This window comes from Mycobacterium syngnathidarum, assembly GCF_001942625.1.
GTDB lineage: Bacteria > Actinomycetota > Actinomycetes > Mycobacteriales > Mycobacteriaceae > Mycobacterium > Mycobacterium syngnathidarum.
The window spans coordinates 63405-77344 of the sequence record NZ_MLCL01000032.1; the positions used below are offsets into that span (position 1 = coordinate 63405).

Genomic DNA, 13940 nt, shown 5'->3' on the forward strand with positions numbered 1-13940 from the left:
CGACAGGTGAGCTGGACACCGTCGCCGCGCGCGCGGGTCAGCTGGGATGCTCCGGAATGACCGCCCCACGGTGAGATGATCAGGTGATCTGTTCGTGAAGGGTGTCGAGTTGGCCGTAGAGCAGCTCGATCGTTGATTGTTGTTCTGCCACGGTGGCTTTGAGTGCGGCGATCTCTTTGTCTTTGGCGGCGAGCCGGTGGCGCAGCGCAGCGTCGATGCTGGTTTCGCGGCCGGCCGGTGCTGGCTGGCGGGCGGCGGGGCGGTCGCGGTACTGCTTGATGAGGGCCACCAGGTCGTCGTGTTTGTAGATGGTCTTGCGGGACACCTTGGCGCGGCGGGACACGGTGGAGAAGTTGATGTCGGCGTTGGTCTTGCGCAGGTAGGCGATCGCTTTTTCGACGGCACGCCGCTTCTCATCGCTGCGGCCGTCGCGGTATTCGGCCAGCGCATTCAGTGCTTTCTGGGTGGGTGGCGGCGGCTTGGGGCGACTCATCGCGGCGTGTCCGGGTCAGCCTTGCGCAACACTGATTCGTGGCTTCCGCGGGCAGCAGTCTGCATCGTGGGTGCCCGGTTGGCGGTACCCGCACCGGCGACGCTGTTTGCGCCGTCATCGGTCACGTCGTCGCGGTGGAGCCGGTCGAGGATGGCGTCCAGGGAGGCGATTTCGCGTCGACGCTCATGGATCCACACGTTGTCGTCGGTGAGCTCGCGCCCGGTGCGGGCACGGTACTGTTCGCGGCGGACGTCGATCAGTTTCAGGGTCCTGGCGCGTTGGTCGACCAGTTCGTCGAGGTGGGTGGCGTCGGTGGCGAAATGCCCGCATGACAAGCAGGCGTTGCCTTTGTCGCAGGTGGCTACCGGTGGCAGCAGGCATACCCCGTTGGGCAGCACCCGGTCGGTGCGGGCCGAGAGCTGGGTCATGTCGTAGATGTCGGACGGGCTGATGGTGATATCGGTGCCATGGGCGCCGATCTTTTTGTGCCGCAGGAACTCCGCTTCGGCGGTCGCTTGCAGGGTGGCGGCATAGCGCAGGGTCATCGCCGGGGAGGCGTGTCCGAGATAGCGCTGCACCACATGGATCGGGACGCCGTCGTTGAGCAGCTCGGTGGCCCGGGTGTGGCGCAGCCGGTGGGTCTGGGAGAACCGCAGCGGGTGGCCGGCGGTGTCGGTGAGACCGTGGATGTTGTCGAGCCGATTGAGGATCCGGCTGTAGGAGTCATAGCTGCGTGGTCGTTGGCCCTGGTGCTGGTAGCGCACCCCGAGGAACAGGTACTTCGTCTCCAAATCCGGGTAACGCCGCCGGATCCAGTCTTGCTGTTCGCTGATCACGTTGACCACGGCCTGCTCGACCAGAATGGTGGGCACCACCCCGTCGACTTTGGTCTGCTGGTAACGCAGTTTGGCCACGAACCCATCGGGAACGTCGGTGGCTCCCGCGGGGCGGTCATGCCCCGGGATCGGCTGCAGCGGGTCGAAATCGAGCATCAGAATCTCCGAGGCCCGGCGCCCGGTCAACGCTTGCAGCAGCCAGATCCGGGCCGCTTGCGGATCGCCGAGACCAGCCACGACCGAGATGGTGGAATCGGGATGGGTGATGACCACCGGTTTGCCCGCATCGGCGGCCAGCACGTCGAGATAGCACAGCATCCGCTGCAGCTCGGCGGTCGAAAACCAGGTCAGCTCCCGGCCGCCGGTAGGGCGTCGGCTGCGAAACGCCGCACCCCACAACCGGGTATGGGTGTCGGTCAACCGGCTCCAGCGAGGATCTCCGGTCGCTGCCGCGGCTTCCTCGGCATGGTCCACCATGAACGTGTAGAACATCTGAATCTTGGACTGGACGACCGCGATCGTCGCCGCCGACAGCGGACGCTCCGGTTTGGCCCGCGCGGCAGGTGATTTGAGGTATTCGGTGAACTCGGTGAACACCAGCCGCAGCGCCGCCCGGTCGGTGCTGATCACCGGATCATCGATCCCGCGTTCGACCAAGAATGGACCCAGATGGCGGGTGATGCCGCGGGTGCGGCCGATCACCGACGACCAGCGCAGCAGTTCAGCCGTCAAACAGGTGCGCAGCCAGAACCGCACCCCTTCACGCAGCCAGACCGGTTCGATCCCTCCGAGGCGGGCAACCTGGTCATGGCAGGGTTCGTGCTCACGCTGCGGGATGCGGGGATCAGCGTCCAGATCCCAGATGTCATGAGCCCACCATGGCCGGTCGGTGCAGCGGACCGACACGTACAGGTGCAGGTGCTCGATGAAACTGGCCACGTTGCGCCGAAACCCGGCCGAGGGCAGCCGACCGGTGCGGCGCTCGAACTCGCGTACCCCGTGACGCACGATGGCCTCGGCGCTCAGATCAGCGACACTGACCGGGTAACGCCGGTGCCGTTGGTGGTAGTCGGCGGCGGCGATGCTCAGTGCACCGCTGGTCCATTTCAGCAGCGACGGTTCGATCTTGCGACGTTCTTCGTGTCCACACAGCCACACCCACCACGCGAGCTCCTCGCACAACCGTTGCGGCACACCCTGCGGGGTGAAGTCGTGGCCGTCCGGGGTGGGCCGGTAGCGCGGGTTGCGCTGAAAGACCGTGTTGGCCGGGCCGGTATCCAGGTGATAGACCAGCCTGCGCCACTGCGGCGGCACTTGTTGCCACTGCTGTGTCCACCGATCCCCGGCGGCACCGCGCGTCGGTGGGGTATGCGCTGGTGCAGGACTGTCATTGCCCGTCACGGTTCACCTTCCACCCAGCGACATAGTTCTTCCATTCGGCCAGCGTGCGCATCTCGGCGTCGGCGGTCACCCACCCGTAGGTCGACAACGTGGTCTGCACGTCGGCGTGACCGAGACGACGCATCACCACATGCACATCCACCCCAGCCAGCAACAACGCGGTGGCGTGGGTGTGGCGCAGCCAGTGCGGCGTCCACTGCTCAGGCAGCACGCCGGTTCGGCGCGCGGTGATCAGATCCACCTTGTCGTAGATGGTTTCCGGTCGCAGCGGGGCATAGCGCACGCCTCGCACCAGGTTGACAAACACGAAACACGACGCCAGATCGCCGACCGTGACATCCGCGCCGGCGGCCACCAACTGCCACACGTACTCGGTGTAGAGGGCGACCAGATCGTCGCCGATGTAAATCCGGCGCGGGCCCGATTTCGCGCGCACCCCGTGCGGATGATCATCACGGCCCGCCACCATCACCGATGGGGTACCGCCACCGGCAATATCAAAATCACTGTGGCGCAACGACAACGCCTCACCGAGCCGCATCCCGGTTTCGGCCAACACCGCGAAGAACAACCGGTCACGCAGCCCCGCCCCGCCGCCCGACCATTCACCCGAGACCGTCTGGACACTGCACGCATCCAAGATGGCGTTGACCTGCACCGGCAGCAGCACCGGTGTTTCGGCGCGCTGCAGGCCGCGGAGCCGGTGAATCGGCCCGTCCTGCTCGCGTTTCGGGCCGACCCCGGCCAGAAACGGTGCATAGCGGCCCCGCCGGGACGTACGAGCATGACTGGCGTACAACCGCCGGTAGGGGCGCACCAGGTCATGGGCATTGGCGAAATACCGGTACATCGACAACACCGCCGCACTGCGCGGCAGCAGCGAGGATTCGGCCAATCTCTGCTCCGGTTCACCGATACGGGCCACCCCAGGCAGATCCCCGGTGCGCAGATAAGCCAGGAACTGGCCAAACAGACTGGTGGGGAAGTCATCCCACGCGGTACCGGTACCCTCCAGCACCGTCCACCACGCCGCCAGCCCATAGGCATAGGCGCGCAGCGTGTTCGGTGAGCCCCCTTGGTTGCGCAGAAACGTCAGGTACTCGCGCGCCGGGGCCACGGGCAGCTTGTCGACGCCGACCACCGTGTAGGTGGGTGGCCGGTCCTCAAAGCGCACCCGCTGCACCTGTGCCACCGTCAGCCGCACCCCACCACATTCACGATGGCCTGCCCTTACGGAAATCGTCCAACCGGATCACCTGGGAGCCGCCATCGGCCGGTGGGGCCGCGGTGCGGCCATGGCCGACACTGGCCGCGACCGGATTATGCTCGGCCGCCGGCGCCGGCCGCTGCGTGGCCAAAAACCAATCCAGCACATCAGCGGGATAGATCATCGAATCCCGGGCGCTCAGCATCCGCACCGACGCGCCGCCGTAGCAGCGCTCCACCCACTTACGCAGCAGCCGGGGCCGCTCCGGGACGCGGTCAGCCCACCCCGGTTCCGTCATACCCCACGTGTGCCCGGTATCCGGGTTGATCCGTGAATGCAGCTGGGTGGTCAACATTTTCGCCCGATCCGGCGCGATCAGCCCCGAATCCCGCAGATGCATGATCAACGACCCCAACGACAGACCCCACTTGGCTTTGAGCGGACGCAGATTCAACAGCGACATCACCCGCGGCAACTCACCGGCGATGACCCCTGCCGGGGCCAACAACTCGGTCGCGAACCGGTTTGCCTCCAACTCGTCGGCGGCACTGACCGAGCAATAGTCGTGACTGTGCAACACCAAATGACCGAGCTCATGGGCGACCGTGAACCGGGTCCGCTCCCACGAGTCGCTATCCCTCAACACCAGCAGCGGCCGGTCCCGTAACCGGCCCACCCAACTCGAATACCCCAAATGCCGCTCATCACGAGAACGCCCACCGGTAGCGGCGAATTCGCTTTCCCATTCACCGGCGACCCGGCGCCGGACAATCACCGGAGCACCCAGCCGCTCGGCCTCATACATCAAATCGTCAAGCGGCTCATCGGGTTCCAGTCCCATCGCCTCACGCAGACGTGCTGCGGCCACCGTGATCGAACTGTGTGCCAGCTCATCGGGACTGACCGTCGGAACCTTCACCGGAGGCAGCTTCGACCGGCCATCGAGCTCACCGAGAAAATCGCCTGCCAACGACGCGAACGTCGCCAGAAACTCCTGCTCACCCAACGTCATTGACTTCGGCGCCCGAAACAGCAACTCGTTCGCGGTGATCCGTGTCCGCGGCTCCGAGCTGAAAAACGCTGCAGGAAACCGGAACAACCCCGCCAGCAACGCAACATCGCCGTCGTCGAGCCGCACCGTCAGCGACTTCTCAATCTGGGACTGCCGTGACGTACTCCAGCCTGTGGCTTCCACCACCGACCGTGCCGTCATCCGCCTCAACAACCGGGCCTGCCGGACCCGTGCACCAAAAACCTCAATCATCGTGCGCTCAATTCAACGTCACCGGGTTGGGAAACCCACATGCACCCAACACTGTGCACGATGGCTACGACGATTTCGGCGGACCGTCCTCCTCGTCCTGATCGCTCGCAGCGTCCTCGTCGACCTCGGCGAAGTCGTCGTCGCGGCGCCGTGTCCCGAAAGTCCCCGGTCCCGCGCCCTCCCGACGGCTCCCGCCGAGACCAACATTGAATGAGCGGTCCTCCATGATCGGCGGCGGCAACGGTGTCCGACCGTAAAGAACCTCCACATTGTCGAGGAGTAGTCCCGCCGCGAGGACCGCGCCGCCGAAAAACCCGCGACCGTCCGGCCACCACAACAGGTATTCCCGATACTTCTGCGGCTCGGGAATACCCTCTTCGCCACCGATCGGGTGACCCAGCACCTCCTCGATGCTGTACTGCTCCCCACCCGGCACAAACGGCACAGTCTCGATCAGCTGACCAGTCCGCCGATTGCGCGGATGCTTGCGCACATAAATCCGCGAGCCCTTCCCGTCGAGCAGAAGAACTCCCATCCCGTTGCCCGCCTTGACTTTTAGAGTCGAATCGGGAGTCTCCCGCCGTAACCGCGATAGCAGAAACGTTTCCAACACCGAGCACGACACCGTGATCGGTCGCACATTGCTGCCCTGATCGACAAAACGATCTGGGGCTTCCGGATGCCGCGCAGCCAGATCCCCATGCGCCTCGCCCAAAACCTGAGCATGCTGCCGGACGAGTTCCTCCACCAACTGCTGAGGATCGTCGTGTAGTTCCATGGGGTAAACATTTACCCCGGTATCCCACACTCAACCTCGCGCCACGCCGCTGCCGGTCGGCAAAATTTTGGCTGCTCATACCTAATAGGTTACATGTATGCGTGGATAAAACTGCACTTCAACACACCTTTAAGGCGTGTTTTGAGAATTTAACGCCTGATAAACCCTGGGCTCGGTGTTCCACCTACAGGGCGATCTCGTCGACGAGAACCGGCTGTCGGCATGTGCTGACCTGTTGATGACGACCAGCCCGAATGTGCTGGTGTACAGCGCGATTGATGGCTGGCGGCGTCAGATGGTCGAACACGGCCACGAGTTGATGGGCGCTGCCCTGGATTTGGCGAACGAAACGCGACGCGAGATCGAGGAGATCGACGACATCGAAGTGCTTGACGAGGAACTGCTGGGCAAGCAGGCCTCGCACGATCTGGACCGGCTTCAGGTGCTGATCGATGTCTCTGCGACAGGCACTTCGGGATATCAGGCCGCCGACTGGTTGCGTGAGTACTGCCAGCTCGACCTGGGGATGACCGACCATCGCCGGGTATTGGCGACCATGTCGCTGGCCGACGGACCGGACACCGCCGGCCGGTTGATCGAGGCGCTGAAGCTGTGGCGTAAGGCCGCGCACGATTTCGCCGCGCCGCCACGGGTCGATCTGCCCACGCCTGAAGAGTTGGAACTGGAGACCGTGATGGCGCCGCGGGACGCGTTCTTCGGGACGGTAGAGGATGTTCCGGTGGAACACGCCGCCGGACGGATCTCCGCCGAGCAGATCACCCCCTACCCGCCGGGGATTCCCGCCGTGGTTCCCGGAGAACGCCTCAACGAAGCCGTGCTGGATTACCTCCGTACCGGCCTTGAGGCGGGCATGAACCTTCCGGATCCCGCCGATCCCGCGCTGGACACCGTTCGCGTCGTCGCATAGGCGGTGCGAAGGTCGGCAACAAGCCCGTCGAAGGCCTCCTGGCGGGACTCCGACGGTCCCCGCAACACCGCCGACGGGTGAATCGTCGCGACCAGCGCGGGTTCCTCGTCGAGTAGACCGGTGGCGTGCAGGATCTCGCCGCGGTGGCGTGTCAGCCGAAAGTCGTTGCCGAGCAGACATTTGGCCGCGGTCGCCCCGAGTAGCACGACAACTTCGGGAGCGACGGTATCCAGCTCGGCGAGTACCCAGGGGCGACAGGCTTCGACCTCGGTGCGGCTGGGGGTCTTGTGGATACGGCGCTTGCCACGCTCGTTGGTGGTGAACTTGAAATGCTTTACCGCATTGGTCAGATAGAGCTCGGCACGGTCAATCTCGGCTGCCGCCAAGGCTTTGTCCAACACCCGGCCGGCCGGACCGACGAAGGGGGCTCCGGCCAGGTCCTCCCGGTCGCCGGGTTGCTCACCGATCAACATCATTCGGGCCGAAGACCGTCCGGATCCGAACACGGTTTGGGTGGCATCTGCGTACAGCGGGCATCCCTTGCACTGTCGCGCCGCCTTGGCCAGCTCGCTCAGCTTATGTGTTTCGGGGACGTATGACGCCGCGCTGTTCATGACCGGTGGATACCCGCATCGACCGTTTTGTCATGCGCAGTTGGGGTATTCGTTGTCATGACAACAGGAGATGATCGCCATGACCGGGGCGTATGCCGCTAAACGGGTATTGCATCGCACAAGCAGTCTTGAGGCGGCGGCCCTGGGAATCGGCTGTCGGGTAGCCGTGAAAAATGCGATCCGCGCGTGGGCATGGCAGCCGGATCTGGCTTGGCCGTTGGGCTCGATCGACCGTCTGGTGGGTCTGATCCCTGGCCGGCCGGCCGCGTCGGTGCGGCCGGTGGCGTTGCCCAATTGCCCAGCAGAACTGGTGCGAGCACCGGGAACGTCCGGGCACAACGCGGTCCTCTACTTGCACGGTGGGGCGTTTCTCACCTGTGGGCTCAACACCCACCGTGCTCTGGCTACACGCTTGTCGGCTGCGGCAGATGCGCTGGTGCTCAACGTCGGTTACCGGATGCTGCCTGCATGCGGGCTGGCAGAAGCTGTCGAGGATGCCCTGGCCGGATTGTCCTGGCTGCGCCGACGTGGCTACGGCGCGGAACGCACGGTGATCGCCGGCGACTCGGCCGGTGGATACCTGGCCTTCGGGACGGCACTCAGGTCGCTGGCCCGCGGTATCGTTCCCGCCGCCGGTCTGGCTGCGATCTCGCCGCTGATCGACTTGGACCCGGCCCGAAAACTAGCTCACCGCAACATCTCCCGTTGCTCGATGTTCACCGGAACGGCCCTTTCGGCATTCGCCCGGTCCGTGCGTCGCAGCCAAGGCCGGCCGAATCGGTGTGACGCCGAGCCGCTGATCGACCCGGCCACCGCCGATCTCACCGGCATGCCACCGGTGATGATCCATGTGGGTGCCGACGAACTGTTGTTCGCCGATTCGGAACTGGTGGCCGAACGGCTGGCCGACGCGCACGCGTCCTGCGAGCTGCATGTCTGGAGCGGCCAGGTGCATGACTTCCCGCTGGCGGCCGACATCCTTCCGGAGGGCAGACAGGCCATCCGCTACATCGGCGACTTCGTCAAGGGCGTGACCGCCGCTTCGGTACGGACTGCAGCCTGATCGGTCCCCGGGAAGAGTTTCCCGCCGCGGCGACGCGGGCATCCCAAGACCATGAGCGATATCGAGAATGGACCGGATGACACGCTGTCGCCGAGTGAGTCGACCGATTCCGACGAGGTCGCCAACGCTGACGGCGACGAGGTCGTCGATCCGCCGGCGCAGTGGCACGGCGCGGACCGCGCCGGGCGTCCGGAATCACTCGACGACAGGCTCGCCGAGGAAGAGCCGGACGTGACGGCAGCAGAACCGCGCCCCCGCGATGTCGACGAGAACGTCGCAGAACCCCGGGACGTCGAGATCGTGCACCCCGACGACAATCCCGAGGACGATGGCGACTCCCTGTACCCGGTGGTGAAGTAACCTCAGCCGGCCTGACGTTGCAGCGTGACCGAGGCGGTATTGGCGTCGGCGTGGGTGGCGATGCCACTTCCCTGGGCCGTGACCGCCAGGGCCGTGCGGTCTCCGCGGAAAAGGTCGCGGGAGAACTCGCACGGAGAACCGTTCTGGTCATAGGTGACGCGGGTGATCAACAGCAGCGCGGCCTTGGGCTTGATCCCCAGCAGGGTGGCTTCGCTGCTGGTGGCGTTGACCGCCTCGATGCGCTCATCGGCTCGGCCGGTGACCAAACCGTATTGGGATTCCAGGAGTTCGTAGAGCGACCCGCCCAGCTGCTGATCGAGCAGGCCGGGAAAGGCATCGGCCGGAAACTGCGCGTGTTCGAGCGAGATCGGTGAGCCGTCGGCGAGCCGGAGGCGTTGGATCTCGGTGACGTAGTCGCCGGGTCCCAGGCGCAGGGCGGTTCGGGTGGCGTCGTCGGGGGTGGTGATGCGGGTGGAAAGCACCCGCGTCCCGGCGACGTAGCCCTGATTGGCCAGGAAGGCGGGGACGCCGACCACGTCGGAGAGATGGCGCTCGACCTGACCGTGGCTGATGAAGATGCCGCCGGCCCGCCCGATCACGCGGTGTACCAGCCCGGCTTCCTCCAACGCGGCCAGCACTTGACGCAGGCTGGAGCGGCTGGTGCCGTACCGTTCGGCCAGCTCGCGTTCACTGCCGAGTTTGGCGCCAGGGGTGCCCGCGTTGATCTCGGCGACGATGCGCCTGCGTAACTCCTCGCTGTGAACTGCCACCCCGGCCCCCTGCCCATGTTTTGGTACAGCCAATTCTAGCCGGGTTGAACTAGAGTTCAGCGATCGCCATGTGAGATTCGGGCAGAATCTGCCCGCCGTCTACGACCAGCGACTGTCCGGTGATGTAGGCGGCCTCGTCGGTGGCGAAGAACAGGGCAGCATTGCCGATGTCGGCGACCGATCCGAGCCGGCCCGCAGGCACCGCCGACGCCATTTGGTTTTGGTAGTCCTCACCCATTTCGATGAGTCCCTCGGTGATGATGTTGCCGGGGAGCACGGCGTTGACGGTGATCTTCTTGGGTGCCAGTTCCATTGCGGCGGTGCGCAGGAAGCCCAGTTGCGCGGCCTTGGACGCACCGTAGTGCGACCAGCCGGGGTAACCGGTGATCGGACCGGTGATCGAGGACGTGATGACGACGCGTCCGTGGCCACTGGCGGTCAGTGCCGCGAGAGCGGCCTGCACGATGTAGACGGTGCCTTTGAAGTTGACCGAGAGAACCTGGTCGATGTCGTCCGGGGTGAGGTCTTCGAGGCGACCGGACGGGAAGATGCCGGCATTGGCGCAGACGATGTCGAGTCCACCGTGGCGCTCGACGGCGGTGTCGACCACGCCGCGGGCATCCTCGGGGCTGGTCACGTCCGCACGCAGGGCACTGACCCGGCCCGGGGTGTCGGCGAGCGCCGCGACCGCCTCATCGAGGTCGGACTGATTGCGCCCGGTGATCAGGACGTGCACCCCGGCGTTGGCGAACGTCTGGGCGATGCCGCGGCCGATGCCCTTGCTGCCGCCGGTGACGATGGCCGAGCGGCCCTGAAGTGATGCGAACATATCTGGGATCCTTTGCGAGTCAGGTCAAGGTGAGGCCGCCCGAGCGCAGGTAGCGCTCGGCGAGTTCACAGCTGCCGGCGGCGTAGCTGACGGCCTTGGTGGCCGATTCCTTGGAGTGGCTGTGGCTGCCCATCCAGGCCAGCAGCAACAGCCGGCGCAGCAACACGAACGAGGCCAGCATGTCCTCGTCGGAGGCCGGCAGGTCGCGCCGTGTGCGGTAGCCGCGCATCCAGGCATCCTGCCATTCCGGCAGTGCCGGGTCATCTTCGATGAACGACACCGCGGTGCCGAAATCGTAGAAATACCAGCCGAATCCGCAGTCGTCGAAGTCGATGACGGTGATCTTGGAAGATCCTGTGGACCCTGCCGAGCCGTCCGGGTCGGGGTCCACCAGCAGGTTGGCCAGCCGAAGATCAGCGTGGATCAGACCGTAGACATCGGGGCCGGTGCCGTAGGCGTGGAGCCGGTCGTGCAACAGTGCCTGGGCGCGTTCCAGCACCTGTTGCTCGGCGGCGCCGACCCCTTCGGCGTCGTGCCAGCGGCCCCAGCGTGGTGCGGCTCCCAGGCTGTGCTCCCAGTCCCAGGAAAATCGGCCGAACCCGGCGGGGCGTTCCCACCGCTGCGAATGGTCGTGCAGCGCAGCGGTGATCCGGCCCAGCGTGTGGAAATCGTCGAGGGTCAAGGCACCCTCGTCAGGTTCGGCCCCGGCGACCATGCCGAAGTGCACGACATGGCGGTCCGTCCCGTCGGCGTCGACGGTCACCAGGCGACGGCCGTCACGGGCCGGCAGCACGGTCGGAACCGTGACGTCGCTGTCGGCGCGCAGTGCTGCCAGCCAGTCCAGTTCCGATTCGATCTCGTGGGGCCGGTGGTAGTTCTGCCGGTGCACCCGCAGGATCGATTGGGTGCCGGCGTCGTCGACGAGATAGGTGGCATTCTCGGACAGGTTCAGCAACCGCAGCGTCGCGTCCGCCCCGATGTCGTACTGGCGTAGCGCCAGTTGGGCGACATCGATCTCGTCGGTGATAACCATCTAGTGCTCCCTGCCTTCGATACCGTCCAGCACCGCCGTGATCCGGTCCCGGGCCACGGTGACCTCAGCGGTGCTGCCGCCGATGTAGAGCCTCCCAGCGGCGCCGATCATCTGCACGTCGACCACAGTAAGTCCAGGCGCGGCCCGTTCCGCCTCATTGGCCGCCACCGCCGCGAACAGCGCCGGAGTCATCTCGTAGACCAGCAAGGACTGTCCGGGCAGGATCATCGACGCCTGCCGGTTGCGGTTGAGGATCACCGCGTGCTGATCGGTGATGTTCTCGATGATGTCGTGGTACAGGACCTGCGGCCGCAACTGGTCGGAGGCCTTGTTGCCGGTGCCGGCCAGGATCGCCTCGCCGGCCCGCTGCACATCCTCCAAGTTGGCCGAGTGGATCTCGAGAACTCCGAACTGGCGTTCCACGTAGAGGATTCCGGGCTGGATGCCAGGGACTTCGCGTAGGGCCAGGTCGATCACCCGCTCGATTGCCAAGGCGGGGGACACTTCGACGATCAGCGCGTGCTCACCCTCGTACGGTGGGTAACCCCGGGCCCGGGTCGGTGTTCCGAGGTAAGCGGCGAACTGACGCTGCAGATCCTCCACCAACAGGTAGACGCGGATCTGGGTGCGAATCCGCGTGCTCTCCTCCGCTTCGGTCGGCATGGCTACTTGCTGGCGACCGAGAAGTGCGCGCCGAGCTCGTTGTGCGGACGCGGGATGACGTGCACGCTGACCAGTTCGCCTACCTGGGAGGCGGTTTCGGCGCCGGCCTCGGTGGCAGCCTTGACCGCACCCACTTCACCGGTGACGATCACCGCGACCAGGCCGTCACCGACCTGCTGGCGATCGGTGATGGTGACGTTGGCGGCCTTGACCATGGCGTCGGCGGCGGCCAGTGCAGCCACGTAGCCCTTGGTCTCGATCAGTCCGATTGCGTTGCTGGACACAGGTGTTTCTCCTTATTTGTTGGGGTTGGTAGCTGGTTTGTCGTCGATGGATCCGATGATGAGTGCGTCGACCGGGGGCGGGGTGCCGGTGAACCATCCCGAGGCCACCGATCCCTGGGCGATGAGGACACGTTCGCCGACTCCGCTGCCGAGGACGTCGAACGCGATCAGCTTCGAGCCGGTGCCGTCGATCTCGACTTCGAGGAACGCCCCGGGCGGGATGCCGTCGATCCGACGGGTCGACCACACGTTGCCGGTGACAACCGCTGAGATCATTTGCGCTCCTTCGTCGCTCGGGCGATCATTTGCGCTCCTTCTCAATCGTGATGCCCAGAGTGCGGGCCTTTTCGCGCGCCAGTGGGGTCAGTACCGCCTTGCGGCCCAGCACGAGCGTGCCGCCGGCCATGTCGGCGATGTGCCGTTCGGTCACGGCACCGGATTCGATGCGCCTACTGGCACCGCCACCGGACGATCGGGTCGACCCGGCCAGCCGGAAGCTGAGCCGGCCTGCCTTGAGATCTGCTCGGGTCTTGGGACTGTCGAAGAGCCGCAACAGCTTTCGGACGAAGTTGTCGAGATCGCGGTCGTTGTTCAGTTGCACGGTCTCGGTGCGGTTCTTGGCGTCGGCGGCTCGGGGGCCGGTCGGTTCCACTCCGAACTGGTCGGCGACCGTCGGCGGTGGTGGAGCCGGGGCCGGTGGTGGGGGGACGGCCACCGGCCCCGGAGTCTTGGCGGCCGCTCCGACATCCCGGACGGCCTCCCGCACCACCTCGCGCACCAGGGCGCGCAACTCTTCCCGGTTGATGCTCACGCGGTGGCCCTCACCAGTGCATCCTGGGCAGCTTCGGCCGCGGTGCGGACATCGGCTTCGGTGCCCGACAGGTACACCCGGCCGGTGGCGCCGATCATCCGGAAGTCGACCACCTTGATGTCCGCGGCCTTCTCGGCTTCGTTGGTGGCCAGGATGGCGTAGGACGCGGGAGCCACCTCGAGGACGAACAACGATTCGCCGGGTAGCACCATCGAGCCGATCTTGTTGCGGTTGATCAGGAACGCGTGCTGATGGTCGACGCTGGAGATGATGCGTGAGGCCAGCACGTTCGGTTGGACCGCGCCCCCGGTGTCGCCGCCGAGCTCGTCCAGAGCGGCATCGGCAGCGGCTTTGACGGCGCCGGTCTCTCCATGAAACTCCAGGTAGCCGAATTGCCGTTCCACCACCAGGATCCCGGCTTTGACCTCGGCATGTTTGAGGGCGACGTCGGTGACGCCCTCGATGTCCAGACCGGGTGCCACCTCGATGATCTGGGCAGCCTGGTTGGCGCGGGGAAGCGCACCCTTGATCCAGGTGCCCAGATACGACATGGTCTGCGGTTGCAGCCGGTCGATGAAGATGAAGGAACGAAGTTCAGCCACAGCC

The 13940-nt window shown here is 65.6% G+C and carries 16 protein-coding genes and 1 pseudogene; 3 read left to right on the top strand and 14 right to left on the bottom strand.

The features are described 5' to 3' along the window. Window positions 1-79 precede the first annotated feature (79 nt). The 5 genes from BKG60_RS10080 to BKG60_RS10100 all read right to left on the bottom strand — a co-directional run bounded on the left by BKG60_RS10080 (window position 80) and on the right by BKG60_RS10100 (window position 5952). Complete coding sequence (locus BKG60_RS10080) at window positions 80-493, bottom strand: DUF6262 family protein (RefSeq protein ID WP_036432609.1); 414 nt, start codon at window positions 491-493, stop codon at window positions 80-82. Then, window positions 490-2730, bottom strand: a complete 2241-nt coding sequence (locus BKG60_RS10085) for a tyrosine-type recombinase/integrase (RefSeq protein WP_072279042.1) — start codon at window positions 2728-2730, stop codon at window positions 490-492. Before BKG60_RS10085 ends, BKG60_RS10080 begins: the two co-directional genes overlap by 4 nt. After that, window positions 2717-3922, bottom strand: a complete 1206-nt coding sequence (locus BKG60_RS10090; protein ID WP_036435507.1) for a tyrosine-type recombinase/integrase — start codon at window positions 3920-3922, stop codon at window positions 2717-2719. The genes BKG60_RS10085 and BKG60_RS10090 overlap by 14 nt, the downstream gene beginning before the upstream one ends. 22 nt (window positions 3923-3944) lie before the next feature. Beyond that, a complete protein-coding gene (locus BKG60_RS10095; protein ID WP_074413505.1) occupies window positions 3945-5201 on the bottom strand; it encodes a helix-turn-helix domain-containing protein in 1257 nt (418 codons plus the stop codon). Window positions 5202-5265: 64 nt separating this feature from the next. Next, the gene (locus BKG60_RS10100) at window positions 5266-5952 is read right to left on the bottom strand and encodes a hypothetical protein (RefSeq protein WP_131827516.1); all 687 of its coding nucleotides are present in this window, start codon (window positions 5950-5952) and stop codon (window positions 5266-5268) included. Window positions 5953-6148: 196 nt separating this feature from the next. Between BKG60_RS10100 and BKG60_RS10105 the strand changes: the two are divergent. Then, window positions 6149-6907 (top strand): annotated as a pseudogene (locus BKG60_RS10105) (Orn/Lys/Arg family decarboxylase); the annotation flags it as partial. On the opposite strand, the gene BKG60_RS10110 reads toward BKG60_RS10105, so the two are convergent. Then, a complete protein-coding gene (locus BKG60_RS10110) occupies window positions 6823-7521 on the bottom strand; it encodes a UdgX family uracil-DNA binding protein (RefSeq protein ID WP_083284050.1) in 699 nt (232 codons plus the stop codon). The pseudogene BKG60_RS10105 and the gene BKG60_RS10110 overlap by 85 nt on opposite strands. A 70-nt stretch (window positions 7522-7591) precedes the next feature. Between BKG60_RS10110 and BKG60_RS10115 the strand changes: the two genes are divergently transcribed. Beyond that, on the top strand, window positions 7592-8584 hold the full coding sequence (locus tag BKG60_RS10115) for an alpha/beta hydrolase (protein WP_075909624.1): 993 nt from the start codon (window positions 7592-7594) through the stop codon (window positions 8582-8584). Between the two features lie 51 nt (window positions 8585-8635). Beyond that, window positions 8636-8944: a hypothetical protein gene (locus BKG60_RS10120; RefSeq protein WP_070185776.1), complete on the top strand. Its 309-nt coding sequence runs from the start codon at window positions 8636-8638 to the stop codon at window positions 8942-8944. A gap of 2 nt (window positions 8945-8946) precedes the next feature. Here the strand turns inward: BKG60_RS10120 and BKG60_RS10125 are convergent, their stop codons facing one another. The 8 genes from BKG60_RS10125 to BKG60_RS10160 are packed head-to-tail and all read right to left on the bottom strand — an operon-like array spanning window position 8947 to window position 13936. After that, complete coding sequence (locus BKG60_RS10125; protein ID WP_070945457.1) at window positions 8947-9714, bottom strand: GntR family transcriptional regulator; 768 nt, start codon at window positions 9712-9714, stop codon at window positions 8947-8949. Window positions 9715-9763: 49 nt separating this feature from the next. Next, window positions 9764-10543, bottom strand: a complete 780-nt coding sequence (gene fabG, locus BKG60_RS10130; protein ID WP_070185778.1) for a 3-oxoacyl-ACP reductase FabG — start codon at window positions 10541-10543, stop codon at window positions 9764-9766. Window positions 10544-10562: 19 nt separating this feature from the next. Beyond that, on the bottom strand, window positions 10563-11576 hold the full coding sequence (locus BKG60_RS10135) for a phosphotransferase enzyme family protein (RefSeq protein ID WP_070185779.1): 1014 nt from the start codon (window positions 11574-11576) through the stop codon (window positions 10563-10565). After that, on the bottom strand, window positions 11577-12239 hold the full coding sequence (locus tag BKG60_RS10140; RefSeq protein WP_075909625.1) for a microcompartment protein: 663 nt from the start codon (window positions 12237-12239) through the stop codon (window positions 11577-11579). Between the two features lie 2 nt (window positions 12240-12241). Next, window positions 12242-12523 (bottom strand): BMC domain-containing protein, encoded by a 282-nt coding sequence (locus BKG60_RS10145; protein WP_054600762.1) that lies wholly within the window; start codon window positions 12521-12523, stop codon window positions 12242-12244. A gap of 12 nt (window positions 12524-12535) precedes the next feature. Further along, on the bottom strand, window positions 12536-12799 hold the full coding sequence (locus tag BKG60_RS10150) for a EutN/CcmL family microcompartment protein (RefSeq protein ID WP_070185781.1): 264 nt from the start codon (window positions 12797-12799) through the stop codon (window positions 12536-12538). A 25-nt stretch (window positions 12800-12824) separates the two neighbouring features. Further along, window positions 12825-13334: a hypothetical protein gene (locus tag BKG60_RS10155; RefSeq protein ID WP_070945455.1), complete on the bottom strand. Its 510-nt coding sequence runs from the start codon at window positions 13332-13334 to the stop codon at window positions 12825-12827. Further along, complete coding sequence (locus BKG60_RS10160) at window positions 13331-13936, bottom strand: BMC domain-containing protein (protein ID WP_070185783.1); 606 nt, start codon at window positions 13934-13936, stop codon at window positions 13331-13333. Before BKG60_RS10160 ends, BKG60_RS10155 begins: the two co-directional genes overlap by 4 nt. Between the last annotated feature and the right edge of the window lie 4 nt (window positions 13937-13940).

Coding starts and splice junctions, on each gene's coding strand:
- BKG60_RS10080 (WP_036432609.1), bottom strand. CDS start 493: ATGAGTCGCCCCAAGCCGCCGCCACCCACCCAGAAAGCACTGAATGCG.
- BKG60_RS10095 (WP_074413505.1), bottom strand. CDS start 5,201: ATGATTGAGGTTTTTGGTGCACGGGTCCGGCAGGCCCGGTTGTTGAGG.
- BKG60_RS10110 (WP_083284050.1), bottom strand. CDS start 7,521: ATGAACAGCGCGGCGTCATACGTCCCCGAAACACATAAGCTGAGCGAG.
- BKG60_RS10115 (WP_075909624.1), top strand. CDS start 7,592: ATGATCGCCATGACCGGGGCGTATGCCGCTAAACGGGTATTGCATCGC.
- BKG60_RS10120 (WP_070185776.1), top strand. CDS start 8,636: ATGAGCGATATCGAGAATGGACCGGATGACACGCTGTCGCCGAGTGAG.
- fabG (WP_070185778.1), bottom strand. CDS start 10,543: ATGTTCGCATCACTTCAGGGCCGCTCGGCCATCGTCACCGGCGGCAGC.
- BKG60_RS10135 (WP_070185779.1), bottom strand. CDS start 11,576: ATGGTTATCACCGACGAGATCGATGTCGCCCAACTGGCGCTACGCCAG.
- BKG60_RS10140 (WP_075909625.1), bottom strand. CDS start 12,239: ATGCCGACCGAAGCGGAGGAGAGCACGCGGATTCGCACCCAGATCCGC.
- BKG60_RS10150 (WP_070185781.1), bottom strand. CDS start 12,799: ATGATCTCAGCGGTTGTCACCGGCAACGTGTGGTCGACCCGTCGGATC.